Below are 23,950 nucleotides of genomic sequence, written 5' to 3' on the forward strand. Positions count from 1 at the left end.
GCACACGGTAGTAGTAGGGGCGGGGATACCGGAAGGGACCGGTCAACTCCGGGACACGGAGTCGGGCATGGGGCCCTCAGACGCCGGATCGCAGCCTGGCCAGCGCGTTGGCACGGCCCTGCCGGCGAGCCACATGTGCCCCCCAGCCGATCGCCATGAGCTCGATGCCGGTGGCGGCGAGCACGACGGCGTTCGGGCCGTACGGCAGGAGCCTGGAGACCAGATGGCCGCCAGGGATCATATCGTTACTGAGCGCGGGCACTGCCGCAAGAACGAGAACGGGGCCGGTCACGCGCGCACCGAGGGTGGAGTGGGCCGTTGAGGCGCCGGCTGCGGCCAGGGCCAGGAAGGAGACGAGGACGGCCGCCAGCAGCAGCGGCCCGGTCTGGACGCCGGGGGCGACTGCCCGCAGGTAGGCGCGTGGCAGCAGGAAGGCCGCCAGCGCCAGCCCGCCGATGACCCAGGGCAGGGACAGGAGGTGATCGCGACGGCGCGAAGGCGGCGGCGTCGGAGTGGAGCCCACGGTCCGGTCGGCCTCGGTGAGGCGGAAGGCGGCGTGCCCCTGGGCCTGGCCGGCGCGGCGGGCCAGGCGCATCCCCCAGGAGCCGCCCAGCCACAGGCCCGCCAGGACCAGCATGAAACCAGTGCTGACGAGCCGCTGCAGCCAGGGCTCGGTCAAGGAGGCCGCGTGAATGGGGGCCAGGAAGACCATCGACTGGGCGGTCAGCGCGGTCAGCCCCGTGGCGAGCGCGCCCAGCGAGGAGCGACTGGCGAACAGCACGGCGGCGGCCGAGGAGAGCAGCAGGAGAGCGCCGAGCAGCAGGCCGGTGCGCAGTACCGAGGTCTGGTCGGCGGTCAGGCCCAGGAGGGCGGAGGCACCCAGGGCGAAGAGGACTCCGACGACGGCGGTGAGCACGTAGTCGGGGCGGCGACTGCGCGGTGGCCGACCCGATGCTCCAGGGGTCGCGGGCGGCGGGCCGGAGCCCGGGGCGTGATGGGAGGGGGAGTCACTCACCTGATCGAGTCTAGGGGGTGCGCTCGCCTCGTGCTGGTTTCGTCGGGATGCGGGGCCTCAGGCCGACTGACGGTGCCTGTGGCCGGCGGTGACCGCGGTGTGCCACAGTGGGGGCGTGGTGCGAATGTCTGTGGGAATCGGGCCGTCGGAGCCGGGCGGTCTGAGGAGGCCCGGAGGTCAGGGTGTGGCGGGCCGGCCCGGCGTGTCGACCGGAGGGTCGAATACCGGTGGGGTCGGCGCAGGCGCGGCGGCTGGCTCGTCCGCCGACGGCGCCCTCTCGCCCGAGGATCCTGCGCTGGAGGCGCTCAGGGCCGTGGCCGCCGACGAGCGGGTGCGCGCCGCCGAGGCGGCGGTGCGTGAGGCCTGTTCCGAGCTGCGCTGGAACGAGGCCCTGCGGCGCCGGTGGCGAGAGGCCCGCGCCGAGGCCGCGGTCCGGGGCGCCATCGCCTCGGGCGGCGTCGAGGGGGCGGTGGTCTCCGCCGAGGTGCTGCGCGGGCAGGTGGCCGCCGGAGCCCTCACCCAGGCCGCCACCGGTGACCCGGGCCTGGATGCCGTGGCCGGGCTGTGGCGCGCCGGGACCCGCCTGGTGGGCTGGATGCCGGACCTGGTGGGGCGGGGGCGGCCGGCGGTGCCCCCGGCGCGCTCGCTGCTGGCGGCGCTGCACCGCGACGTCGTCGGCCCCCTGGCGTCCGGCGGCCGGGTGGGGCTGGGGGAGGTCGGCGTGCCACGCGCCGGGCAGGTGCGTGCCCGGGAGGGCGGTCCGGGGGATGCGCCGCAGGGTGAGGAGCTGGCGGTGAGACTGGCGGGATTGATCGATCTCATCGAGGCGCAGCGGGTACCGGCGCTGGTGCGGGCGGCCGTCGTGCACGCCGAGATGCTGGCAGCGCGTCCCTTCACCGCCGGGAACGCCGCAGTGGGGAGGCTGCTCGTGCGTCACCTCCTGGTGCGTGACGGGGTTGAGCCGACCGGCACGGCGGTCACCGACCTCTACCCCGGGCGGGTGCCGGCGGCCTACGCCGAGGCCGCCGGGGCCTACGCCTCGGGCACCATGGACGGGGTCGTGGCCTGGGTGGTGTGGCAGGCCGAGGCGGTGCTCGCGGGGGTTCAGGAGGCCCAGCGCCTGTGCCGGGCGGTGCAGGCCGGCACCTGGCGGGCCGGCTGATCCCGGGGCGGGCCGGGCGAACTCCGGGCGAACTCGGGGCGAGCCCGGCTTGAGTCCGGCCGGAGGACTCAGAGGCCGCGGGCGGCGCGCGGGCCGCGTCGGGCCATGAGCCAGGCGGCGGTGCCCCCGACGGCCAGCACACTGGCCACGTGGGCGATGATCGAGGCCCGGGTCGACAGGCTCGGTGGCTCCCAGCGCGGCCGCAGCCGCACCGGGCGGGCGAAGTCGCGCACCGGCCAGTCCCGCTCCTGCGCCAGGCGCCGCAGGTCCCTATCGGGGTTGACTGCGACCGGGTGGCCGACGGCGCTGAGCATCGGCTCATCGGAGATGGAGTCGGAGTAGGCCCAGCACCGGGACGGGTCGATGCCGTGGGCGGCGGCGTCCTCGCGCAGCGCCACCACCTTCTCCGAGTGCAGCATGGAGCGGGAGATGCGCCCGGTGAACAGGCCGTCCTCACCGACCTCCATGTGGGTGGCCACGGCCCGGTCGGCCCCGACGAGACGGGCGATGGGGGCGACCATCTCGGTGATGGAGGCCGAGACCACGACGACGTCGTGCCCGGCCCGGCGGTGGCCCTCGATGAGGTCGAGGGCCTCGGCGTAGACGGCCGGCTCGATGGCCGTGGTCAGGGCGCCCTCCACGACCTCCACCAGGTCCCGGCGGCTGATACCGGCGGACATGAGGGCCAGGTGCTCCATGAGGCTGCTGGAGCGCTGGGAGCCGGCGCCCACTAGGAGGTAGGGAATCTGGGCGATGAGCCCGTGGGCCAGGGCGCGGGAGGAGATGAGGCCGCTGCGTCGCATCGGGGTGCCCAGCGCCCAGGTCGACGACGTCGCCAGGATCGTCTTGTCCAAATCGAAGTAGGCCGCCGCGCGGTGCCCGGTGGGGGGCGGGCCGGCAGGGGGGCGCTCCGACGCCCCCGGTGGGGCGGTCGGTGCCGTCACCGGTGACGTCGCTGGCTGTTGGGAGGGGACGCTTGCGCGGTCCTGCGCGCTCATGGACCCATCTCATCATGAGGGGACCGCCGGTGTCAGGCGTGTCAGCTCCGCGGTTGCCTCCGTCATCACCGCCGGCTCCCGATCGGCCGCAGCCCTTCGCGGCGGACGCGGGGCCACAGGCCCGATTTTGCGACCCGTCTCCACAGGCCTGACGCCGCCGCCGGGCGCAGCCGCGGGCGGGCCCCCACCCTGGTGGGGAGTCGCCTGCGGCACCGCGGTACCGCCATACAGGGCGCCGGCCGGGGAACCAAGAGGGCGGCTGTGGCAACGGCTGCGGGAACGGCCGGCAGGCCGCGGGGAAGGGCGCGGGACAACGTCGAGACATGTGTGAGGAGAGGACGATGCCGGTGAGGATGCCCGTGAGGCAGACGCCCGTTCCCGCGGGGGACGGCAGGGGACAACCGGAGCCGGGGGAGAAGGACCCGACGTCGGAGGCGACGGGGGTGGCCAAGGCGACGCGGGCAACCCGGGTCAGGCCGGCGATGGGGCGCAGGCCGGTGTGGGACGGCCGGGACGTCTCCTTCCCTCCCCTGAGACCCACCGCCGGCCGGCCTGCGCAGCCCGGTGGTGAGGCGCAGGCGGGGGAAGGGGCGACGGGCTCGGGCCGCGCCGCCCAGGTCCTGGCCGTCACCGGCGCCCGCGGGGGACTGGGGACCAGTGTCCTGCTGCTGCACCTGGCATGGGCGCTGGGCCGCGCGGGCAGGCGGGTAGCGATGATGGACCTCGACCCCACCGGCGGCCTGGACCTCCTGTGCGGGCAGAGCGTCCTGACCGGGCTGCGCTGGGCGGACCTGCCGGCCGAGGAGTCGGCCTTCCGACCCGGCCACCTCGTCGGGGCCCTGCCCGTGTGGCACGCCATGCCGGTCCTCACCGGGGACGTGCGCGGAGGCCCCCTGCCCTGCGCGGAGGCGGTCCTGGAGGCGATGCGGGCCGAGCACGACGTCGTGCTGGTGGACCTGCCCCGAGGGGCGCCCCCGCCCCCGGGCGCCGGGGTCCTCATCCTTACCGGGCTCGACCTGCGCTCGGCCGTGGCCGCCGAGAGCATCGCCTCGCGACTGCGAGGCACGGCGCCTGCCGCTGCCCAGGCCGCCGACGCTGAGGCCGCCGTCGTCCAGACCGCCGACACCGCTGCGGGGGTACCGGTCTGGCTCGTGGCGCGCCAGGTGGGTGAGGACGTCGTCGCCGAGGACCTCGAGCTCATCACCGGCTGCCCGGTCCTGGGGCAGGTCCCCACCGACCGGGTCCTGGCCAAGCGGGTGGCCCTCGGGGAGGACCCGGTGCGGGCCCGCTCGGCCATCAGGCGCGCCGCCGGCTCCCTGGCCAGGGAGCTACTGCCCCGGCTCGCCGATGCCACGACGCCGGGGAGCTGTTCAGCGAGCCGGTCAGCGAACCAGCCAGCAAACCAGTCAGGCCATCAGTCGAGGAGGCAGTCATGGTCCCGGTGAGTCCCGATCAGCCTAGAGTTCCCGGTTCTTCCGGCGGGACCGGGACAGACGGCCCCGAGCTGGCCCGCGTCCGCAGCGCCCTGGCCCGCGGCGTCGCCCTGGAGGAGGCCCTCAACGACGCCGCCGCCCCCGCCACCGGACAGGTGGGGATGGCGCGCCTGGGCCAGCGGGTGCGTGCCGACGTCGACGGCGCCGGGCCGCTCCTCCAGCCCCTCATCGAGACCGACGGCGTCACCGACGTCCTCGTCAGCGGCGGGCGCACCTGGATCGACCGGGGACACGGCCTCGAACCCGTCCCCGAGGCGACCATGGACGAGCCCGAGGTGCGGGCCCTGGCCGTGCGCATGGCCGCCTCCGCCCACAAGCGCCTCGACGACGCCTGCCCCGTCGTCGACGCCACCTTGCCCGACGGAACCCGCCTCAACGCGGTCCTGCCGCCCCTGAGCGCCGACGGCACCCTCATCAGCCTGCGCACCAAGCGCCGCCGCGGCTTCACCCTGGACGAGCTCACCACCGCCGGCACGATCGCCCCCGGCCTGGGCGAGGTCCTGGCCGCCCTCGTGACCGGCCGCGCCAGCTGCCTGGTCACCGGCGCCACCGGCACCGGCAAGACCACCCTCCTGGCCGCTCTGCTCTCACTCGTCCCGGCCACCGAGCGCATCGTGTGCATCGAGGAGGCCAGCGAGCTGCGCCCCGATCACCCCCACGTCGTCCACCTCCAGGAGCGCGGCGCCAACGTCCAGGGCGTCGGGGCGGTCTCCATGACCTCCCTGGTGCGCACCGCCCTGCGCATGCGGCCCGACCGGATCGTCCTGGGCGAGTGCCGTGGCCCCGAGGTGCGCGACGTCCTCACCGCCCTCAACACCGGGCATGAGGGCGGCTGGGCCACCCTCCACGCCAACTCGCCCGCCGACGTCCCCGCCCGCCTGACCGCCCTGGGGGCGCTCGCGGGACTCGACGAGGCGGCCGTCGCCGCCCAGGCGGCCAGCGCCCTCGACGCCGTCGTCCACCTGCGCCGGCAGGCCGGGGCCTCCGGTGCACGCCGCTACGTCGCCTCCATCGGCGTGCTGCGGCGCGAGGCGTCCCCGGCCGGAGCGGTCCTCATCTGTGAGGAGGCCCTGCACGTGACGGGCGACGGCCGCCTGAGCCCCGGCCCGGCCGTATCAGCGCTGCGGGAGCGGGTCGGCCCGCAGGTCTTCGCCCGCACTGGCCTCGACGAACAGCTGGGCCTGGGGGAGAGGAGACCCACATGACCGGCACGGCCTGCATGACTGGCATGACCTCCATGGCGGTGGGCGTCGCGCCCCTGCCCCCGGCCGGGCACCTGGCCGGGCAGCTGGGTGGGTCGGCGGGCGGGTTGGTGCCCGGCGCCTGGATCGCGGCGGTCCTGGTCGCTCTGGCCGCCGCCGTGCTCCTGCTGCCGGCCCGCCGAGGCCTGCCCCGCAGCTGGATCACGGGCACCCCCGTGGCCCAGGCTCGCCCGCCGATGCGGCAGGCGGCGCTTGCCGCGCTGCGCTCCCGACGCACCGGGGCGCCCGAACCGGACCTCGGCCTGCTGCTCACCGAGGTCGCCAGCCTCCTGCGCGCCGGCGCAACGGCGCAACGGGCCTGGACGCGCGCCTGCCTGCGCGCCGGCCTCACCGAGGGCGTCGAGCCCGACGAGGACGGCGTCCCACCCGTGCTGCGCGCGCTCGCGAACCTCCAGCACGACTCGTGGCTGCCCCGATGGAGTGGCGGGCACCTGCACTGGCGCCCGCCCTCGCGGGGGCGGCGGGCTCGGCAGCGGCGGGCCACCGCCGCCGGGGCGGTGGGCGCCATCGCCTCCTGCCGCCTGTCGACCGCCCTGGGGGCGCCCCTGGCCGACATCCTCCAGACCGTGGCCGGCGGGGTGGCCGAGTCCGGTCGCGCCGAGGCCTCCCGGCGGGCCGCCCTGGCCGGTCCCCGCAGCACCGCCCGGATCCTGGCCTGCCTGCCCGTGGTCGGCCTGGGACTGGGGATGCTCGTGGGCGCCGACCCCGCCTCCCTCCTGCTCGACGGCGGACTCGGCAGCGCCGTGGGGGCGCTGGGCATCGGGCTCATGGTCGTGGGGCACCTGGTGACCAGGCGCCTCATCCGCGCCGCGACCGCCGAGGGCGACGTCGTCGACGAGGCCCTGGTCCTGGACCTGGCCGCCGCCGCCCTGAGCGCCGGGGCCTCGGTGCCCGGGGTGCTGACCGCCTTGGGCCATGCCCTGGAGGAGGAGGGTGCCGGCGTCGTAGGGCGGGCCCTGCTGCTGGGAGCCCCGTGGGAGGAGGCCTGGCAGGCGCCCGAGGACGATCAGTGGAGGGCGCGGCGCTCCCGCCTGGAGTCCTGCCTGCGCCCCGGCTGGGAGGACGGTGCCTCGCCGGCCGCCCTCCTGGAGGCGACGGCGGCGAGCCTGCGCGCGGGGCGGCACGCCCGCGACGAGGAGGCCGCCGAGCGCCTGGCGGTGCGCCTGGTCCTGCCGCTGGGCGCCTGCCACCTGCCGGCCTTCGTCATCCTGGGGATCGCGCCGGTCGTCGCCTCAGTCGGCATGAGCATGCTCACCAGGTGAAGGCACCCCGTCCGATACCCGCACAAGCGGGTACTCCTGCCCTTTCAGGTGCGCGGACCCCCGGCGGCCTGGCACGATGGGGGCATGGCACTGTCGAAGAAGATGCTGAGCCGCGACGAGGTCGTGGTGCGGCACATGCACACCCACATCAAGGTCCTCCTGTGGCGGTTCGTCGTTGAGATCCTGCTGCTCGTGGTCGGCGTCGTCGCCTCGGTCATGGCCCCCGCCACCTGGCGCCCCTGGGGCATCCTGGCGATCTGGGTGGCGATCCTCGTCGTGAGCATCCCCCTGCTGCTCCTGCCGTGGCTGCAGTGGTACATGCACACCTACACGATCACCACCAAGCGCATCATCACCCGCTCGGGCATCATCAGCCGCATCGGCCACGACCTGCCCCTGACCCGGATCTCCGACATCCAGCTGGACAAGGACGTCACCGACCGCTTCTTCGGCTGCGGCACGCTGGCGCTTCAGACCTCCGCCGATGACCCGCTCCTCCTGCACGACGTCCCCCACGTGGAGACGGTCCAGGTGGAGATCTCCAACCTGATCTTCAACGACACCCAGGGCGCCATCGACGCCGACCCCCGCAGCTGAGCGGCACGGAGGCGCAGATACGCAGACAAGACGGCGGCCGCCGGTCCCCCCAGAGAGGGAGCCGGCGGCCGCCGTCTGAATCGTGGTGATCGGGTCAGTCGAGGGTCTCGACGACGCCGACCGCCTGGGCCACGCCGGTCAGGGTGGCGGCGATGCGCACGGCCTCCCAGACCTGCTCGGTGCTCAGGCCCTCGCCGCGCACCGTGGCCTCGTGGGCGGTCACGCACTTCTCGCAGCCGTTGATGGTGGACACGGCCAGGCTCCACAGCTCGAAGTCGACCTTCTCCACGCCACCGGAGGAGCCGATGATGTTCATGCGCAGGCCCATGCGCTCGTTGTCGTAGGCCGAGCCCAGGAAGTGACGCGTGCGGTAGGCGACGTTGTTCATCGCCATGATGGAGGCGGCGCCCAGGGCGGCGCTGATGGCCTCCTCGGACAGGTGGGTGCGGGCGTCCTCCATGACCTGGACCAGGACGGACTCGTTGCGGGTCGCGGCGGCCGCGGCCACGAAGGTGCCCCACTGCTGCTGCTCGGTCAGCGAGGAGGAGCGGGACAGGGTGGACAGGTTCAGGGAGAGGTCCTTGGCCCACTCGGGCAGGGCGGAACGCAGGTTGTCGATGCTCATGTGTTCTCGTTTCGTCGTCGTTCAGGTGGTGAAGGTCAGGGGGCTGGGGCGGCGGCCCGTCAGCTCATCTGGCTCAGGGCGTCGATGGTGGCGGCGCCGGCCTGCCAGTTGCAGGCGCACAGCTCGTCGGACTGGAGGGCGTCGAGCTGGCGCAGGACCTCCTCGGTGTTGCGGCCCACGGAGTCGGCGGTCACGGAGACCGACTGGATGACGTTGTGGGGGTCGATGATGAAGGTGGCGCGGTCGGCCTCACCGGTGGGGCGCTTGATACCCAGGGCCTCGGTGAGCTCGCGGTTGAGGTCGCTGGCCATGGGGAAGGGCAGGTCCTGGAGCTTGTCGTGGCTGCGGCGCCAGGCGTAGTGGGTGTACTCGTTGTCCACCGAGACGCCCACGACCTCGCAGTCGCGGTCCTTGAAGTCCTGGTAGAGGTCGCCGAAGGCAGCGATCTCGGTGGGGCACACGAAGGTGAAGTCCTTGGGCCAGAAGAAGACGACGCGCCAGGTGCCGGCGGGGACCTGCGAGGAGACGGTGGTGAAGTAGTCCTCGGGCTTGCTGGCCTCAACCTCCTTGAGGTTGCCGGGGACGACGGCGGTGAGCTCGTAGGCGGGGAACTGGTCTCCGATGGTGAGAACGGCCATGGGTGCCTCCTGAATCGTGCGAATCACGGTGCGAGTGGGTGTGGGTCTGCGCTGACCTGCACCGACCCGGGTAGGGCCGGCGCAGGGCGGCTCCGTCGGTCCAACCGTAAGGGGCCAGCCTCATAAGCGCAACTAAAACTTATCCTATTTTTATAAAGGTTCACCTTATCTGATGTCGGTGCGGTGACACGGCTCGGTCGCCGGCTGCTCGGGCCCGCGGGCCGGTCTCCTGACGGGGCGGGGCGTGCGAGGCCCGCCGGCGCGCCGGGTAGAGGGCGGGCGGCTCGGTGCCCAACGATGCTCGTCGGCTGACTGCCTCCACTGCCAGGCCTGCTCCGGCCGCGCAGCCGGAATGAGTCGCCGCCCCGCGGTGTTGTCCCACTGTCGCCTCACGCCCGCGCACCCCAGGTCAGGAGAAGCCATGAGTCCTCGTCTTAGCCGGATCAGCGTCCTCGAGCAGGTTCCGCTCTTCGAGGGAGGGCAGGCCCGCCGAACCCTGGAGGACCTCGTCCGCCTGGGGCGCGGACTGGAGGAGGCCGGCTACCACCGCCTCTGGCTGGCCGAGCACCACAGCACCGGCTCCTTCCTGTCCTCGGCGCCCGACCTGCTCATGATGCACATCCTGGACGCCACCGACCGTATCCGGGTGGGCTCGGGCGGCGTCATGGCCATGCACTACGGCTCGCTCCAGATGGCCGAGCGCTTCGCCACCCTGGCCACCCTCCATCCCGGCCGCGTCGACATGGGTCTGGGCCGCGCCCCCGGCGGGGACATGCGCGCGGCCGCAGCCCTCAACCAGGGCTGCGTCATCGACCCCGACGCCATTAACGCCCTCATCGAGGAGACCGTCGCCCTCCTGCGCGACGATCTTCCGGCCACCCACCCTTACGCCTCCATCGAGGTCCGTCCCCTCCCTGCCCAGATGCCGGAGGTCTGGCTCCTGGGCTCCTCTGGCCAGTCGGCCGCCTGGGCCGGCGCCCACGACCTCAACTACGCCTACGCCCAGTTCTTCACCGGCCGCCAGCAGGTCGAGATCATGAACCACTACCGCGCCCACCTCCCCGAGGGCCCCGGCCGCGGCCCCATCCACGGGGGCCAGACCCTCTCCGCCCTGTGCATCAGCGCCGCCGCCACCCGCGAGGAGGCCCGCGAGCAGGCCCTCGTGGCCGCCGATGCCCGCTTCAGCCTGCGCACTGGCCGCCCCATGCGCTTCCGCGACCCGGCCACCCTCGATGCCGCCTACCGCGCCGAGGTCGAGCGCTACCTCGAGCGCGACACCGCCATCATCGTGGGCACCTACGACGAGGTCGCCCAGGCCCTGTCCTCCTTCGCCGAGAACCACGGCACCGAGGAGGTCATGCTCATCAGCTACATCGACGACGTCGAGGTCAAGACCCGCCAGTACGCCGAGCTCGCCGCCCGCCTCCTGTGAGCCGGCGGGTGAGCGCCGCCGTCCTGTATGCGGCGGGGCGCCAGATATGAGCGGCGCCCCGCGTTACGGTCGGTCCCATGAGCCCCGCGAGCGCCCGGTCCGCCTCTGATCCGTCGTCCTCCTTCCCACCTCCGGCGGCCACGCCCGAGCAGGCGGCGAGCCTGCGGGCGGACCTGACCGACTCCGGTTGGGGTGTGGAGGCGGTGGCCGCCCTCCTGGGCGAGGCCGTCGACGCTGCCCTGCGCCGGGAGATCCGCCTGCCCGCCCTGCGAGCCGTGCGCGCCGCCCTGACCGCCGGGCCCACGCCTTCGCCCGTGGCGGTCCTGACCGCCTTGTTCATGCTTGGTGAGCCGGTCCCCGCCACCGCCCTTGACGCCGCCCTGCCCCGCACTGCTGCGGTGGGCGCTGCCGCCATTGGCCTGGTCGGCGAGCCCGACCGGGCCGGATGCGTCCGTGCCCGTGTTGACCTGCGCCCCCACGAGGCCGTTGATGACGCCGGAGAGGTCCGCTGGTGGGTGGCCTCCGACCTGGGTGAGCTCGTCACCGGCCGGGCCCTGGCCCCCGACCACGTCCTGGGGGTCGGCGGCGCCGGCCTCACCCTGGCGGGCCTGACCCCGCGCACGCGGGTCCGTACTGCTCTGGACCTGGGCTGCGGCTGCGGCATCCAGACCCTCTACCTGCTGCGTCACGCCGAGCACGTGGTGGCCACCGACATCTCCGCGCGCGCCCTGGCCTTCACCGCCTTCAACGCCGCCCTGGCCGGCGTGAACGTTTCCGGTGCTCCCGACGCCGGCTCCGAGCCGGTCCTCGGCTCCGGCCGCTTGGAGCTCCTGCGCGGTTCCCTCCTGGAGCCGGTGGTCGGGCGTCGTTTCGACCTCATCGCCTCCAACCCGCCCTTCGTCCTCACCCCACCGGCGGTGCGCGAGGCCGGCCTGCCCCTCATGGAGTACCGCGACGCCGGCGGCCCCATCCTGCCGGGGCTCGTCGCCGGTCTCGGCGAGCACCTCGAGCCCGGCGCGGTCGCCGTCATGCTCGGCAACTGGGAGCACCGTGGTACCGGCTCGTGGCGCGACGCCGTGGCCGCCTGGGTCCCCGAGGAGCTCGATGCCTGGGTCATTGAGCGCGAGCTCCAGGACCCGGTGGAGTACGCCACCATGTGGCTGCGCGACGGCGGCCTGACCCCCGAGCGTGACGCCGGGGGCTTCGACGCCGCCCTGGAGGCGTGGATCGACGACTTCGAGGCTCGTGACGTCCGGGGTGTCGGCTTCGGTTACCTCATCGTCCACCGTCCTCGGCGCCACCGTGAGCCCTGGCGCCTCCTGGAGGAGGTGACCACCTCCGGTCAGGGGGTTCTGGGGCCCCATGTCGCCGAGGTGCTGGAGGTGCGCGAGCAGCTCGCCGGTCTCGACGACGAGGCCGTCGCCGACCTGCACCCGCTCCTGGCCCCCGACGTCACCGAGGAGCGTCACCTCATCCCGGGTGCAGCCGAGCCCACGGTCATCCTGCTGCGTCAGGGCGGAGGACTGGGGCGCGCTCTGCAGGCCTCGACGGCGGTGGCCGCACTGGCCGGGGTGGCCGACGGCGAGCTGAGCGTCGGACAGGTCGCCTCCGCGGTCGCCGCGCTCAGTGAGCTGAACGCAGCAGATGCTGCCGCGCTGCGTGCGGAGATGGTTGAGGCGGCCCGTCATCTTCTGACCACGGGATTCCTGCGCCTGGGAAAGTGACGATGAGCTGCTGGGCCTCGGAGAGGCGGATAGTGTCGAGCGCCCGGTGGGTATGATTCCATCTCGAGATATACGCGGGTTCAGCGTTGTCATTTCTTGATCACCGCGACATCTTCGTCATCAATGATATGGAAATGAAACTCTGACTGACCGCTGCTATTTCAGGGGAAAGTCGTCTGTGACGTGCGATGATGCATGATCGTTGCCTCGCGAACCGCTTCTGAGGTGTTGGGGAAGAGGTCGAATGACCTACATTCCTTAGCAGTCACATTTTTGTGCGCTCCCCGCGCACCCGTCCCTCATGATCGGAATCCATCGGCATGTCCCAGTCATCACTTCGCTCGCGGTGCGGGCGCAAAGGACTACTGCGCAGATTCTTTGCGGTGGTCGGTTCTCTTGCCATCGTCCTGGTGACCATGGTGTCGCTCCCGTGGACGGCGCCGTCCGCGGACGCCGCCACCGGAGAGTTGGATGTTCCTCTGGGGGACACCTCGGCACAGATCGGCTATGTGCGCACTATTCAGAGTAGTGATCGTATTACTGACACCGCGAGTGACGGACGCTCCTACACCTCGTACCCGTGGGAGTGGGGGAGGACCCGCGCCTGCATCCGCTACACGCCGGGAAGCAACCTCTACTGGACTGACATGGTGCGCGGCAGCAGCGGCCAGTATGCGGCGGTCGGTTACGGGCGCCCCCGCTGGGAACAGAACAGCTGCCCCGACGTCTACAAGGGGGAGGCCGCCGACCGGAGCCAGACCTCGCTGGGCTTCCAGCCCTCCGACACGACGAGCGTCAAGGTTGGTCAGGTCTTCCTCGTCGGTCGGATGAGGCACGTCAACAGCCCGGTGTACACCGACAGCAGCCGGGTCACGAACCCCGCCGAGGGCGGCACCTCCTACTACGGCAGCTTCAACATCCGTACCGCCGGCACGATCGAGGCGAACTTCCCCTGGAAGGAGTTCGACACCATCAATACGTGCACCGGAAAGCTCGGGTCGGACGGCAAGCTCGTCATCGGCGACTACGCCACTGAACAGGACACGGTGGCAACCCCCTACGCCTATGACCGCAACGGGAAAGTCGGTCGCTACGACGGGCGGACCTACACCTACATGTACCAGAACGGATCCCTGGTCTGGTTCAACGGTTACATGACGCAGGCCTTCACCGACAAGAACGGGCGTTCCTGCGCCGACGACATCCTCGACATCGAGTCCGACCGTTCCGACACCGCCTGGACGGACCCGAACACCGGCATCAAGTACAAGCTCAAGCTGTGGGGATTCGTCAACAACGGATCGGACCAGCAGTGCCTCGCTGACCTGGAGAAGGCGCAGACCTCCCAGCTGGAGGAGCGCTTCATCACTCGCGAGAACGCCACCTCCTTCGGCTGCCTCTACGGCTCCATCGAGCAGGAGCGTCCGGTCACCTTCGCCAAGGACGTCAAGGCGGACTCATCGGTTCAAGGATCGTTGACGATCCCCACCTTCAAGTACGCCAACGCCTCACCGGAGGGAACCTACGGCGCGCAGAAGTGGGGGACCCCCAGCCCCCTGACCCCCACCTGGAACGCTGAGGACGTCGACCCCACCTCCTACCCCCTGCTGGCCCCCAACGATGCCGCCACGGTGCAGGAGACGGGCACCAGTCCGCAGGCCTCCGTCGACCGGAAGACCGGTGAGGTCTGGACATCCGGGTGGTTCCTGCGCAATGTCAGCTGCACGGTGGGTAGTGGCGACGTTCCGTTGCTGCGCCGTGACGGAATCACCCGCCTGGACGAGTCCGACTCGGTGGACCTCGACAAACGCACGATCCGCCTCGATGAGACCCAGCTCGCCGAGCACCAGGACGAGGTCGGAGTCAAGTGCGTCTGGCACAACGAGTACGTCGTCGGCCGTGGACGCGTCACCCTCGTGACCGTCGTCGACGGCGGCAGCGCCAGGCCCGAGCAGTGGACCATGACCGCCAAGCCCGCCACCGAGGGGCTCTTCGGACAGAAGACCATCACCGGTGCCAGTGGCACGCCCGCCGTCAGCAAGGTCTACACCGCCGGCGGCACCTACGGTTTGTCCACGAGCAACGGCCCCGAGGGCTACTCGCAGAACGGCCCCTGGGTGTGCACCAACGACGACGGCAGCAACGTGCCCGTCAGCGCGGACAACAAGTTCGTGCTGGGCGAGGGAAAGAACGTCACCTGCGTCGTGCACCAGAAGCCCCAGCAGACCCCCGTCAGCGCGGTCAAGAGCGTCGACGGTGCCTCCGACGCCGCCACGGCGGGCTCCTACTCCCTGAGCTACACCTGCACCCCGGGCCCCGACGGCAAGGGCACCTCCACCGGCAAGATCACGGTGGACGCCAAGGGCAACGTCGCGGACCTGCCCGCCCAGCACGTGGGCGCCACCTGCACCGTCACCGAGGATGCTCGTGACGCCAGGGGACTCAAGCAGCCGGCAACCCCCGCCGGCGGAAGCATCAGCTGGAAGGACCCGGCCGCCTTCAAGGTGGTCACCAACCCCGGCAACCAGGAGAAGGAGCTCGCCTCCACCGCCGTGGCCCCGGCGAACGGCAACGCCGGCGGTGTCACCTTCACCGTGCCCGACTCCACGCAGGGTGCCGTGCGGATCAAGGTCGTCAACTCCGTCGTCCCGCACGCCGGTATCGACAAGACCTTCGCCAAGGTCACCAAGAGCACCGAGAAGGTCGACGGCAAGAACACCTTCGACCAGACCTACACGATCACGGTGACCAACCCCTCCGCCAAGGCGGGCCTCACCTACGACCTCAATGACGCCTGGCAGGTCCCCAACGGGGTCACCGTCCACAAGGTCAGCATCTCCGGTGGCGCCATCGCTGGCACCGAGACGCCTCAAGCCGGGGTCCCCTACACCAAGACCGGCATCACCCTGCCCGCGGGCCAGAAGCACACCTACACGGTGGTGCTCAACGTCTCCGGACCCGACGCCGGACTGCCCGGCATCCAGGGCACCTGCACCCCCGACGCCGTCGGTCAGGGCAAGGCCGTCTACAACAAGGCCTCGGTGACCACGAAGGGCGACGGGCAGCCCAAGGAGGCCGCAGCCTGCGGCACCCTGCCCATCAACCCCCAGTTCAAGGCCTCCAAGACCCCGCTCGACGTGGTCCGCAACAGCGATGGCACCTTCACCTCCAGCTACACGGTGACGGTCACCAACACCTCCGTGGTCGCCAGCCCGGTGGTCGCCGACCTCACCGACACCCCGCAGATGCCCGCCGGCACCTACCTGCACAAGGTGCGGATCCTGGAGAAGGGCGTGGACGCCCAGGGTGTGACCCTCCCCGGGAGGAACGACACCACCGGCACCTTCAACGGACCGATCACCCTCATCAAGGGGGGCACCGGCGAGTCCCTCGCCGCCGCTCCCCGGGCCGGGGCCGATGGTGGCAGCCGCACCTTCACGATGCAGATGACCTTTACCGTTCGCGAGAACACCCCGGGCTACAACGAGTCCGACTTCCAGTGCGGCCACCAGCGCGCCGACGGCAAGCCCTCCGGTTTGGTCAACACCATCGCCATGGAGGGGGACACCGACGGCGAGGAGAACAACCACGGCTGCCTGTCCACCGACGGCAAGCTGAAGTTCTCCAAGGAGGTCACCACCCAGCCGGGCAACGGCTCGACCTTCGACGTCGTCTACACCGTGAGCGTGGTCAACGAGGGATCGCTGACCGTGTCGACCGGACCGATCAACGACAAGCCCTCCTTCGCCCCCGGGCTCAACCCGACCCTGGTCAAGGTGCAGCGCGAGATGGGACCGGCCCGGACGGTCGCGGCCCAGCCCGACGGCTCCTACCGCCTGTCCGACAATGAGAAGCTCTACTCGGGCCTGACGATCCGCTACACGATCACCTTCACGGTGACGATCGACCCGTCAGCCGCTGGATACAGCGATGAGCTGCTGTCCTGCACCACGGACAAGGAGCGCCTCGTCCCCGGCCACGGCCTGTACAACAAGGTCATTCCTCAGGAGGGCAAGGACTCCGACACCCGGCCCGACCACGACGTGGCCTGTGCCAATGTCTCGCCCAATGCCGGCAAGCGCATCCTGTCGATCATCAAGACCGGCAGCCAGGGCCCCCTGGATGACGCGGCCTTCGACATCTACCCGATGGACCCCTCCTCTCCGGGTGCCAAGCCCCTGTCCGACGGCGTGACCTTCACCGGCGGCAAGGGAACCGGAACCTTCACCACCACAGGACTGGCCATCAACCGCGAGTACTGGCTGGTGGAGACCAAGGCTCCCGCCGGGCACCAGCTCATGGCCAAGCCGGCCCGCTTCAAGGTGACCGACACGGGCATCGAGCTCATCACCCCCGACCCCGGTGGCTCGGCCCTGACGGTCTCGCGCAGCGGGGCCAGCAAGTCCGACGACACGATCACCGTCCGAGACGTTCAGGTCGGCACCCTGCCCCTGTCCGGCGGCCGCGGCATCGGAATGAACATCGCCGTCGGTATCGCGGCCATCGCCGGCGCCGGCCTGCTGGCGCTGCGGCAACGAAAGACTTCCTCGTTCGGGCTCTCGGCCTGATCGCGAGAAGAACCCAGGACTCCGCTCCGTCGCGCGCGGGTCACCCCATTTATCCCTCATTCATCCCAACAACACAGGAGAGACCAGAAATGCACTCCCTCAACACGCGCCGGGGCCTTGGCCTCGCCGCTGCGATGACGCTCGCCGTCGGCGCGCTCATCGCCCCGACCGGCGTGGCGGCACCAGCTGACCCGAACGGATCCACCATCGACCCCGACGCGGCCACGACGCTGACCGTCCACAAGTGCGAGCAGACCGACACCAACGGCGTCACGGAGGGGACCGGTAACGAGGACCCCCAGGCCGAGTGCAAGCCCGTCTCCGGCGTCGAGTTCACCATCACCAAGCTGAACGTGGATCTGACCACCTCCGAGGGCTGGAAGCAGCTCGCCGAGATCAAGGGCGATGTGGCCAAGGCCGGTGACCTCAAGAGCAACACCGTCCAGAAGATCACCACCGGTGCTGACGGCCTGGCCTCCTTCACCGACGCTCAGACCGATGTCGGCGCCTACCTCGTCAGCGAGACCAAGACCCCGGACAAGGTCATCCCGGCCGAGGACTTCGTCGTCACCCTGCCGATGACCAACCCGCAGGACACCACCAAGTGGAACTACAACGTCCACGTCTACCCCAAGAACACCCTCTCCGGTGTGGACAAGCAGGTGGCGGACAAGAAGGCCCCCGGTTCCGGCCAGGACCTCACCTACACCATCACCACCTCCATCCCGAAGGTGGACTACCCCGGTGGCGCGCGCATCAAGCGCTACGAGGTCGTTGACCGGCTCGACAAGCGCATCAACAAGAACACCCTCGCCCCGGTCGTCAAGATCGTCGGTCAGAACGAGGTGACCCTGGCGGACACCACCGACTACACCCTCATCACCGCTGACGGTCAAGACCACAACTGGGCCACCATCCAGCTCACCGAGGAGGGACGTCGCAAGGCCGCCGAGGCGCGTCACAACGGCAACGGCGAGACCAAGCTCCAGGTGACCCTCACCGCCACCTTCGACCCCAAGTCCGTTGACCTCGAGGGCGTGCTGTCCAACACCGCGGGACTCATCCCCAACGACAGCCCCAACTTCACCTGGGACCCCAACAACCCCGGCACCACCACGGAGGTCCCCGGTATCCCCACCACCCCCGTGCTCACCAAGTACGGGAAGGTCAACGTCACCAAGACCGGTACCGACAAGCTGGCTGACAAGACCAAGTACAACGGCGCCGAGTTCCAGGTCTACGAGTGCACCAAGACCGCCAGCGGTGCCACGCTGCGCGACGCCGACCCCAGCACGCCGACCGTCGACCCGCTGACCATCGGTGGGGAGAAGACCTTCACCACCGCCGGCCAGGGAACGGTCACCATCAACTCGCTGCGCGCCAATGACTACGTCGACGGCGTCAAGAAGGACCAGCTGACCGATGAGGACCACTACTGCCTCGTGGAGACCAAGGCCCCTGAGGGCTACAGCCTCCAGGCCGACCCGATCCCCTTCCGGGTCCTGGCCGATGACGCCGAGGGGAAGGTCCCGACCGAGGTGACCGTCACCGACGTCCCGAAGAACGCCGGCTTCCGCCTGCCGCTGACCGGTGCCAACGGCGTCATCTTCCTGACCGTCGCCGGCGCCCTGCTGGTGGCCGGTGGCGCGGTGGTCGCCTACGCCAACAAGCGCCGTCACGCTGCCAAGCACTGACAGCCCTTGGCAGCCACTGAGGTGACCGGCCCCAGCCGGCCGTCATCACGCTGACTGCTTCCTTGTGGGGGAGGCGGGATAACCCGTCTCCCCCACAAGGGCGTCACAGGGATCCTCCCTGCCAATCGTTAAAGCCACAACCGATCCCCAACCGTCTCTCGCAGCGAACTGCGCAGACAACCCGACGCAGGAAGGCAAGGTTCTTCGTGACAGCGCCACTCCCATCACTTCGTGACCGCATCGCCCAGTCCCGCATGAACCAGGCCCAGGGGGATCCCGACTCCGCGGCCCCGCAGCCCGGCCCGGACGGCCCGGACAGCCCAGACTCTGCGGACATCGACCCGAAGAAGGCGGCCCGCCGCAAGGTCCTGCGTGAGCGCCTCCTGACCTGGCTCCCGCTGGTCCTGGTGCTGGTCGGCGTCGCCGTCCTCCTCTACCCGGTCATGGCGACCCAGCACAACAACGACGAGCAGCAGCGCCTGGCCAAGATGTACACCGCCTCCGTCGAGGCGGCAGGCCCGGACACCGTCGCCAAGGAGCGCGCCTCCGCCGAGACCTACAACAACAACCTGGAGAGCGCGCCGATCCTCGACCCCTGGCTCGAGTCGCAGCGCCCCGACACCCCCCAGTACCAGGCCTACCTCCACGAGATGGACATCGACCCGGTCATGGCCCGGATCGTCATCCCCTCCATCCACGTGAGCCTGCCCGTCTACCACGGCACCGACAGCCGCACCCTGACGGAGGGAATCGGGCACCTGTTCGGCACGAGCCTGCCGATCGGCGGCCCCTCCACCCACGCGGTCCTCACCGGTCACACCGGGCTGTCCACCGCGACCATGTTCGACAACCTCAACCAGCTCAAGAAGGGCGACGTCTTCTACGTCTCCTCCCTGGGCCAGACCCTCAAGTACGAGGTCAACGACATCACCGTCGTCAAGCCCGAGGAGACCGACTCCCTGCGCAAGGTCCCCGGGCGCGACCTCGTCACCCTCATCACCTGCACGCCCTACGGCGTCAACTCCCACCGCCTCCTGGTCACCGGTGAGCGTGTCCCCATGGACCCCACGGCCGCTGCGGCCGAGGAGGCCAAGGCCCTGCCCGCCCCCATGCAGACCTGGATGAAGGCCATCATCGTGGCCGTCGCCGTCATCCTGGCGGTCGTCGTCGGAATCCTCGTGCGTCTGTGGTGGATGCGTCGTCGGCGCGCCCGGGGCGCCAACGGGCGGGCCGTCAAGGACTCAGCCGCCCGCGAGGGCAGCCGCAGTGACGACGCGGCCGACGTCGGTGCGGCGAAGCACTGGCCCGGACGTCACCTGCAGGACGTCGTCGGCTCCGCCGGTGCCGATGCGCAGTTCACCGACCAGACCAGTGAGCTCGAGGCCCTCGGCCCATCGGCCGCTGCCGGGGAGACTGCTGGAAACGAGGCCTCTCAGGCCCCGGCGTCTGCGCCCGCCGAGCAGCCGGACCCGGGGACTGCCTCCCCCTACGGGCCGATCACCGCGGCCGCGGGCGACCAGGGGGAGGACCCGTTCAGTGACCTGGAGGCGCGCGAGTCGTGAGCAGTCCCGCACAGGAATCGCTGCTGACGTCCTGTTGGTTGGTGCGTGCAAGAACCTACGATCGGCCGGTGGCCTCCTACCAGTCGCAGTCCTCCCGCTCCCTGGGGCAGCTGCGCCTGCGCGGGGGCCTGCTGGCCCTGTCCTGCCTGGCGGCGACGCTCGGCCTGTGGGGACTGTTCGTGTTCACCCACACCGGTCAGGTCCTTGACGCCATGGCCCTGGAGGGCTCGGAGATCGGGGCGCACTACGTGAGCGCCCACGCCCGCAGGCTCCTGTCGGTCGTGTCCATGCCGGCGGCGGTCGTCCTGGTGGTGACGATCCTCGTCATCGGCCTGCTGCGCCGCAGCCACCGGCGCGCCGTGTGGGCCGTCGTCGCCGTGGCCGGCGCCAACCTGACCACCCAGATCCTCAAGTACCGAATCCTGTGGCGGCCCGACTTCAACATCACCGAGCGCTGGGACAACGCCAACACCCTGCCATCGGGGCACACCACCATGGCGGCCTCCGCCGCGGTCGCCCTCATCCTGCTGTCCGGGCGGCGCTGGCGGCCGCTGTCGGCCTGGGCCGGGGCACTGTTCACCATCGCCATGGGCTACTCCACCCTCGTGTGCCAGTGGCACCGCCCCTCAGACGTCCTGGCCGGGATCCTCGTGCCCGTCGCCTGGGGCGCCCTCGCCGTGGCCGGCGGGGCCTGGCGCGCCCCCTGGTCCCTGCGCGAGGGAACCGGGGAGGAGGGCTCCGGTGAGGTGCCCGGACTGACCACCGTGGGGACGATCCCGGTGACGGCCGCCGGGCCGCGCCTGTGGTACCAGCTCGTCGGCAATATTCTCATGGCCGCTGCCGGCATCGTGTGCACCCTGGGGGCGCTCGGCCTGGGGGCCTGGGTGTGGTGGCACCTGGACGTCCCGGAGACGCGCTGGCAGCTCTTCGGCGCCTACGCCACCGGGTCAGTGGCCGTCGTCGGCGTCACCTGCCTGGCCCTGTCCGCACTCGTCTCGCTGACCGACTGGGGCCGCACCCGCCGCAAGCACGAGGCCCGCCACCGCGACTGACGCCTACCCGGCGCCGTCGGGTACGTGTGCGCCTCGCGTTCGTAGGGTAGCCCTCGCGTTCGTACCCTGAACCCCCGAACGCGCGGCATAAGGTACGAACGCGACGGCGGCCTACGTGGCGGTCCTACTCCTTGACGGCCGCGGCCGGGAGCCTGACGCTGAAGGTGGTCCCGTGGTCCTCGGGCGCGGTGGAGGAGTCGACGTCGATGCTCCCGCCGTGGGACTGGACGATGGCCAGCGCGATCGACATGCCCAGGCCCGTGGAGCCGGTGCGCCGCTCGCGCGAGGAGTCGCCCCGGGCGAAGCGTTCGAAGAGCCGGTCGCGCACATCGGGAGCGATACCCGGGCCGTCGTCGTGGATGCGCACGATGAGCGTGTCGCCCTCGCGGGCCAGCGTCGTGGTCACATGGCTGCCGGCCGGCGTGTGGACCCGGGCGTTGGCCAGGAGGTTGACGACGACCTGACGCAGGCGGGCCTCATCGCCGATGACCAGCGGAGGCTCGGGCAGGAAGTCCTCGGCCTCCTCCGGCGTGGCGTCGGCCGGCGGCTCCAGGACGGCCAGATCCAGCTGCCAGTCGTGGTCGGGGCCGGCCGCACGGGCGTCGACCACCGTGTCCACCAGGAGCCCGACCAGGTCCACCTCCTCACGGCGCAGTTCGCGCCCGGCGTCCAGGCGGGCCAGCAGCAGCAGGTCCTCGACGAGCGCCGTCATCCGCACCGACTCGGAGTGCACGCGCTCCAGGGCGTAGGTGGCCTCCTCCGGCAGGTCGGCGTCGGCCCCCTCCCGGCGGATGAGCTCGGTGTAGCCTCGGATCGAGGCCAGCGGCGTGCGCAGCTCATGGGAGGCGTCGGCCACGAACTGGCGCACCTGCGTCTCCGAGCGCTGGCGCGCAGCCAGGGCGGACTCCACGTGCCCCAGCAGCGTGTTGAGGGCGCCGCCGACCTGCCCGACCTCGGCCGAGGAGTCCAGGTCCGCCTTCTCCACGCGGTCCTCGATGCTCACCTCGCCGCGCTCCAGCGGCTGAGAGGCCACGCGCTGCGCGGTGCGGGCCACCCGCTCCAGGGGCGCCAGGGAGGAGCGCACCATGGTCCGCCCGGCCAGGGCCACCACGAGGGCACCCACCAGGGCCACCGCCAGCTCGATGAGCAGCTGGGTGCGGATGAGGGCCTTGTCCCCCTCCAGGGAGAGTCCGGTGATGACCGTGCTGCCCGAGGCCTCGTCACGGGTGGCCACCACCCGGTAGCTGCCCAGGTGGTGCAGGTGCACGGTAACTGGGTGGTCCTCCGTGGCCTGGGACAGCAGCAGCCGGCAGTCCTCCTTGGAGATGGCCGCGTAGTGGCCGTTCTTGTCGATGTAGGCGGCGGTCTCACTGGTCTCACCGCCGGAGGACGACGTCTGCGGAGTAATGAGCGTCAGGGTCCCGGTCGACTGCCCGGCGGCGTCGAGGCCCGGAGGGACCCCCTCCTTGCCGGGTCCGCCGTCGGCCCCGTCGGCCCCGCCGGCCCCGTCGGGCTGGTCGTCCGGTTTGTCCGCGCCCTCCTGGGCCGCCTCCTCGGAGGCCTTCCTGGCCTCCTGCGTCAGGTCGTGGCGCTTGTCGGCGGCGCGCTGGGCGGCCGCCATCAGCTGGCTGTCCGTGCGTGCCATGAGCGTGTGGCGCAGGCTGACGGTGGAGAAGGCGCTCATGACCGCCGCCATGACCAGGACCAGCCCGAGCACCCCGACCACCAGCCGAGTGCGCAGACTGCGAGGAGGCCTCGGGAGCGGGCCGGGCCGCCATGAGCGCAGGCCCATCCGCCGCCCGGTTGGTGCCGGCTGCTGGGACATCTGCGGGCGCTCAGTTGCGCTCATCCGTGCCGGCGGCCGGCTTGAGGACGTATCCGACGCCGCGCATCGTGTGGATCATGGGCTCGCGGCCCTTGTCGATCTTGCGGCGCAGGTAGGAGATGTAGAGCTCGACGATATTGGCCTGCCCGCCGAAGTCGTAGTTCCACACCCGGTCCAGGATCTGCGGCTTAGACAGGACCCGGCGGGGGTTGCGCATGAGGTAGCGCAGCAGCTCGAACTCGGTGGCGGTCAGCTGGATCTCGTCCTCGCCGCGCCAGACCTCGTGGGAGTCCTCGTCCATGCGCAGGTCCCCGACCTCCAGCAGGGAGGCCTGCTTCTCCTCACTGGCCCCGGAGCGGCGTAGCAGGGCGCGCAGCCGGGCCACGACCTCCTCCAGGGAGAAGGGCTTGGTGACGTAGTCGTCGCCTCCGGCGGTCAGTCCGGCCACCCGGTCCTCGACGGCGTCCTTGGCCGTCAGGAACAGGACCGGCACGTTCGGGCGGTGGCCGCGCACCCGGCGCATCACCTCCAGGCCGTCGAAGTCGGGCAGCATGATGTCCAGGACGATGACGTCGGGGTCGATCTCCTGGGCGGACCGGACGGCTGCGATCCCGGTCCCGGCGGTGGTGACCTCCCAGCCCTCGTAACGCAGGGCGGAGGCGAGCAGGTCGGCGAGCATCTGCTCGTCGTCGACGACCAGGACGCGTAGGGGGGTGCCGTCGGCGCGGGTGAGGTTCTCGGTGGGGGCGTTAGTCACGTCGTCTATTCAACAGGAAGGTGCTGTGCTCGACCACAGGACGACCTGTGTCTCGACTGTGTTACCGATCTGAGACCGAACGGAGACATGGCGACGCGAGTGCTGTGACATGCTTAAGCGGTCATGCGTCTTGGTTGTTGATCTCCACATTCGCGTGCACCAGAACGTTACTACGTAGCGTAGCCTCCCGGAGGGCGGCCAAGTGGTATCTCCGCCGTCCCTCATCCGGTGTGTCGCCGTCGGTGAGCCGGCGTCGACATCATTTCCCTCATACAGCAACAGCA

The 23,950-nt window shown here is 71.1% G+C and carries 17 protein-coding genes; 11 read left to right on the forward strand and 6 right to left on the reverse strand.

The window, feature by feature from the left end; genetic code table 11:
* Nucleotides 1-76 precede the first annotated feature (76 nt).
* A complete protein-coding gene (locus BKH20_RS03315; protein WP_256693010.1) occupies nt 77-1,015 on the reverse strand; it encodes a hypothetical protein in 939 nt (312 codons plus the stop codon).
* Nucleotides 1,016-1,139: 124 nt separating this feature from the next.
* Here BKH20_RS03315 and BKH20_RS03320 point away from each other — a divergent pair, with 124 nt between their 5' ends.
* Nucleotides 1,140-2,177 (forward strand): Fic family protein, encoded by a 1,038-nt coding sequence (locus BKH20_RS03320; protein WP_081381575.1) that lies wholly within the window; start codon nt 1,140-1,142, stop codon nt 2,175-2,177.
* Nucleotides 2,178-2,245: 68 nt separating this feature from the next.
* On the opposite strand, the gene BKH20_RS03325 is transcribed toward BKH20_RS03320, so the two are convergent.
* A complete protein-coding gene (locus BKH20_RS03325) occupies nt 2,246-3,175 on the reverse strand; it encodes an HAD family hydrolase (RefSeq protein WP_075389933.1) in 930 nt (309 codons plus the stop codon).
* Nucleotides 3,176-3,528: 353 nt separating this feature from the next.
* Here BKH20_RS03325 and BKH20_RS03330 point away from each other — a divergent pair, with 353 nt between their 5' ends.
* The 4 genes from BKH20_RS03330 to BKH20_RS03345 all read left to right on the forward strand — a co-directional run bounded on the left by BKH20_RS03330 (nt 3,529) and on the right by BKH20_RS03345 (nt 7,789).
* Nucleotides 3,529-4,620: a cellulose synthase operon protein YhjQ/BcsQ gene (locus tag BKH20_RS03330; protein WP_256693019.1), complete on the forward strand. Its 1,092-nt coding sequence runs from the start codon at nt 3,529-3,531 to the stop codon at nt 4,618-4,620.
* Nucleotides 4,608-5,873 carry a TadA family conjugal transfer-associated ATPase gene (locus BKH20_RS03335; RefSeq protein WP_075389935.1) on the forward strand — a complete coding sequence of 422 codons (1,266 nt, stop codon included), beginning with the start codon at nt 4,608-4,610 and terminating at the stop codon, nt 5,871-5,873. Before BKH20_RS03330 ends, BKH20_RS03335 begins: the two co-directional genes overlap by 13 nt.
* Nucleotides 5,870-7,192: a hypothetical protein gene (locus BKH20_RS14520; protein WP_256277341.1), complete on the forward strand. Its 1,323-nt coding sequence runs from the start codon at nt 5,870-5,872 to the stop codon at nt 7,190-7,192. Before BKH20_RS03335 ends, BKH20_RS14520 begins: the two co-directional genes overlap by 4 nt.
* A gap of 84 nt (nt 7,193-7,276) precedes the next feature.
* Nucleotides 7,277-7,789: a PH domain-containing protein gene (locus BKH20_RS03345; protein WP_070659357.1), complete on the forward strand. Its 513-nt coding sequence runs from the start codon at nt 7,277-7,279 to the stop codon at nt 7,787-7,789.
* Between the two features lie 94 nt (nt 7,790-7,883).
* Here the strand turns inward: BKH20_RS03345 and BKH20_RS03350 are convergent, their stop codons facing one another.
* Nucleotides 7,884-8,414: a carboxymuconolactone decarboxylase family protein gene (locus BKH20_RS03350; RefSeq protein WP_070659358.1), complete on the reverse strand. Its 531-nt coding sequence runs from the start codon at nt 8,412-8,414 to the stop codon at nt 7,884-7,886.
* 59 nt (nt 8,415-8,473) lie between these two features.
* Nucleotides 8,474-9,052, reverse strand: coding sequence for a peroxiredoxin (locus tag BKH20_RS03355; protein WP_070659360.1), 579 nt, complete (start codon nt 9,050-9,052; stop codon nt 8,474-8,476).
* Nucleotides 9,053-9,473: 421 nt separating this feature from the next.
* Here BKH20_RS03355 and BKH20_RS03360 point away from each other — a divergent pair, with 421 nt between their 5' ends.
* The 6 genes from BKH20_RS03360 (at nt 9,474) to BKH20_RS03385 (ending at nt 21,084) form a co-directional block, all read left to right on the forward strand.
* Nucleotides 9,474-10,484, forward strand: a complete 1,011-nt coding sequence (locus BKH20_RS03360; protein ID WP_070659362.1) for an MsnO8 family LLM class oxidoreductase — start codon at nt 9,474-9,476, stop codon at nt 10,482-10,484.
* A 77-nt stretch (nt 10,485-10,561) separates the two neighbouring features.
* Nucleotides 10,562-12,208, forward strand: a complete 1,647-nt coding sequence (locus BKH20_RS03365; RefSeq protein WP_075389936.1) for a DUF7059 domain-containing protein — start codon at nt 10,562-10,564, stop codon at nt 12,206-12,208.
* A gap of 383 nt (nt 12,209-12,591) precedes the next feature.
* Entirely contained in the window at nt 12,592-16,776 is a 4,185-nt protein-coding gene (locus BKH20_RS03370) for a SpaA isopeptide-forming pilin-related protein (RefSeq protein WP_256693012.1), read from the forward strand.
* Between the two features lie 89 nt (nt 16,777-16,865).
* Nucleotides 16,866-18,470, forward strand: a complete 1,605-nt coding sequence (locus BKH20_RS03375) for a SpaH/EbpB family LPXTG-anchored major pilin (protein WP_070659372.1) — start codon at nt 16,866-16,868, stop codon at nt 18,468-18,470.
* Between the two features lie 206 nt (nt 18,471-18,676).
* Nucleotides 18,677-20,032, forward strand: a complete 1,356-nt coding sequence (locus BKH20_RS03380) for a class C sortase (protein WP_075389938.1) — start codon at nt 18,677-18,679, stop codon at nt 20,030-20,032.
* 68 nt (nt 20,033-20,100) lie between these two features.
* Nucleotides 20,101-21,084: a phosphatase PAP2 family protein gene (locus tag BKH20_RS03385; RefSeq protein WP_075389939.1), complete on the forward strand. Its 984-nt coding sequence runs from the start codon at nt 20,101-20,103 to the stop codon at nt 21,082-21,084.
* Between the two features lie 124 nt (nt 21,085-21,208).
* Here BKH20_RS03385 and BKH20_RS03390 read toward each other — a convergent pair whose 3' ends face one another.
* Nucleotides 21,209-22,909 carry a sensor histidine kinase gene (locus BKH20_RS03390; protein WP_178388540.1) on the reverse strand — a complete coding sequence of 567 codons (1,701 nt, stop codon included), beginning with the start codon at nt 22,907-22,909 and terminating at the stop codon, nt 21,209-21,211.
* Between the two features lie 10 nt (nt 22,910-22,919).
* A complete protein-coding gene (locus tag BKH20_RS03395) occupies nt 22,920-23,666 on the reverse strand; it encodes a response regulator transcription factor (RefSeq protein WP_075371099.1) in 747 nt (248 codons plus the stop codon).
* Nucleotides 23,667-23,950: the final 284 nt, after the last annotated feature.

The sequence above is a fragment of the Actinomyces oris genome (assembly GCF_001937445.1).
GTDB lineage: Bacteria > Actinomycetota > Actinomycetes > Actinomycetales > Actinomycetaceae > Actinomyces > Actinomyces acetigenes.

What these genes read in the sequence shown, in the direction of transcription:
- BKH20_RS03365 (WP_075389936.1), top strand. Translation starts at nt 10,562, where the DNA reads ATGAGCCCCGCGAGCGCCCGGTCCGCCTCTGATCCGTCGTCCTCCTTC.
- BKH20_RS03330 (WP_256693019.1), top strand. Translation starts at nt 3,529, where the DNA reads ATGCCCGTGAGGCAGACGCCCGTTCCCGCGGGGGACGGCAGGGGACAA.
- BKH20_RS03350 (WP_070659358.1), bottom strand. Translation starts at nt 8,414, where the DNA reads ATGAGCATCGACAACCTGCGTTCCGCCCTGCCCGAGTGGGCCAAGGAC.
- BKH20_RS03320 (WP_081381575.1), top strand. Translation starts at nt 1,140, where the DNA reads ATGTCTGTGGGAATCGGGCCGTCGGAGCCGGGCGGTCTGAGGAGGCCC.
- BKH20_RS03360 (WP_070659362.1), top strand. Translation starts at nt 9,474, where the DNA reads ATGAGTCCTCGTCTTAGCCGGATCAGCGTCCTCGAGCAGGTTCCGCTC.
- BKH20_RS03355 (WP_070659360.1), bottom strand. Translation starts at nt 9,052, where the DNA reads ATGGCCGTTCTCACCATCGGAGACCAGTTCCCCGCCTACGAGCTCACC.
- BKH20_RS03335 (WP_075389935.1), top strand. Translation starts at nt 4,608, where the DNA reads ATGGTCCCGGTGAGTCCCGATCAGCCTAGAGTTCCCGGTTCTTCCGGC.
- BKH20_RS03345 (WP_070659357.1), top strand. Translation starts at nt 7,277, where the DNA reads ATGGCACTGTCGAAGAAGATGCTGAGCCGCGACGAGGTCGTGGTGCGG.
- BKH20_RS03375 (WP_070659372.1), top strand. Translation starts at nt 16,866, where the DNA reads ATGCACTCCCTCAACACGCGCCGGGGCCTTGGCCTCGCCGCTGCGATG.
- BKH20_RS03325 (WP_075389933.1), bottom strand. Translation starts at nt 3,175, where the DNA reads ATGAGCGCGCAGGACCGCGCAAGCGTCCCCTCCCAACAGCCAGCGACG.
- BKH20_RS14520 (WP_256277341.1), top strand. Translation starts at nt 5,870, where the DNA reads ATGACCGGCACGGCCTGCATGACTGGCATGACCTCCATGGCGGTGGGC.
- BKH20_RS03390 (WP_178388540.1), bottom strand. Translation starts at nt 22,909, where the DNA reads ATGTCCCAGCAGCCGGCACCAACCGGGCGGCGGATGGGCCTGCGCTCA.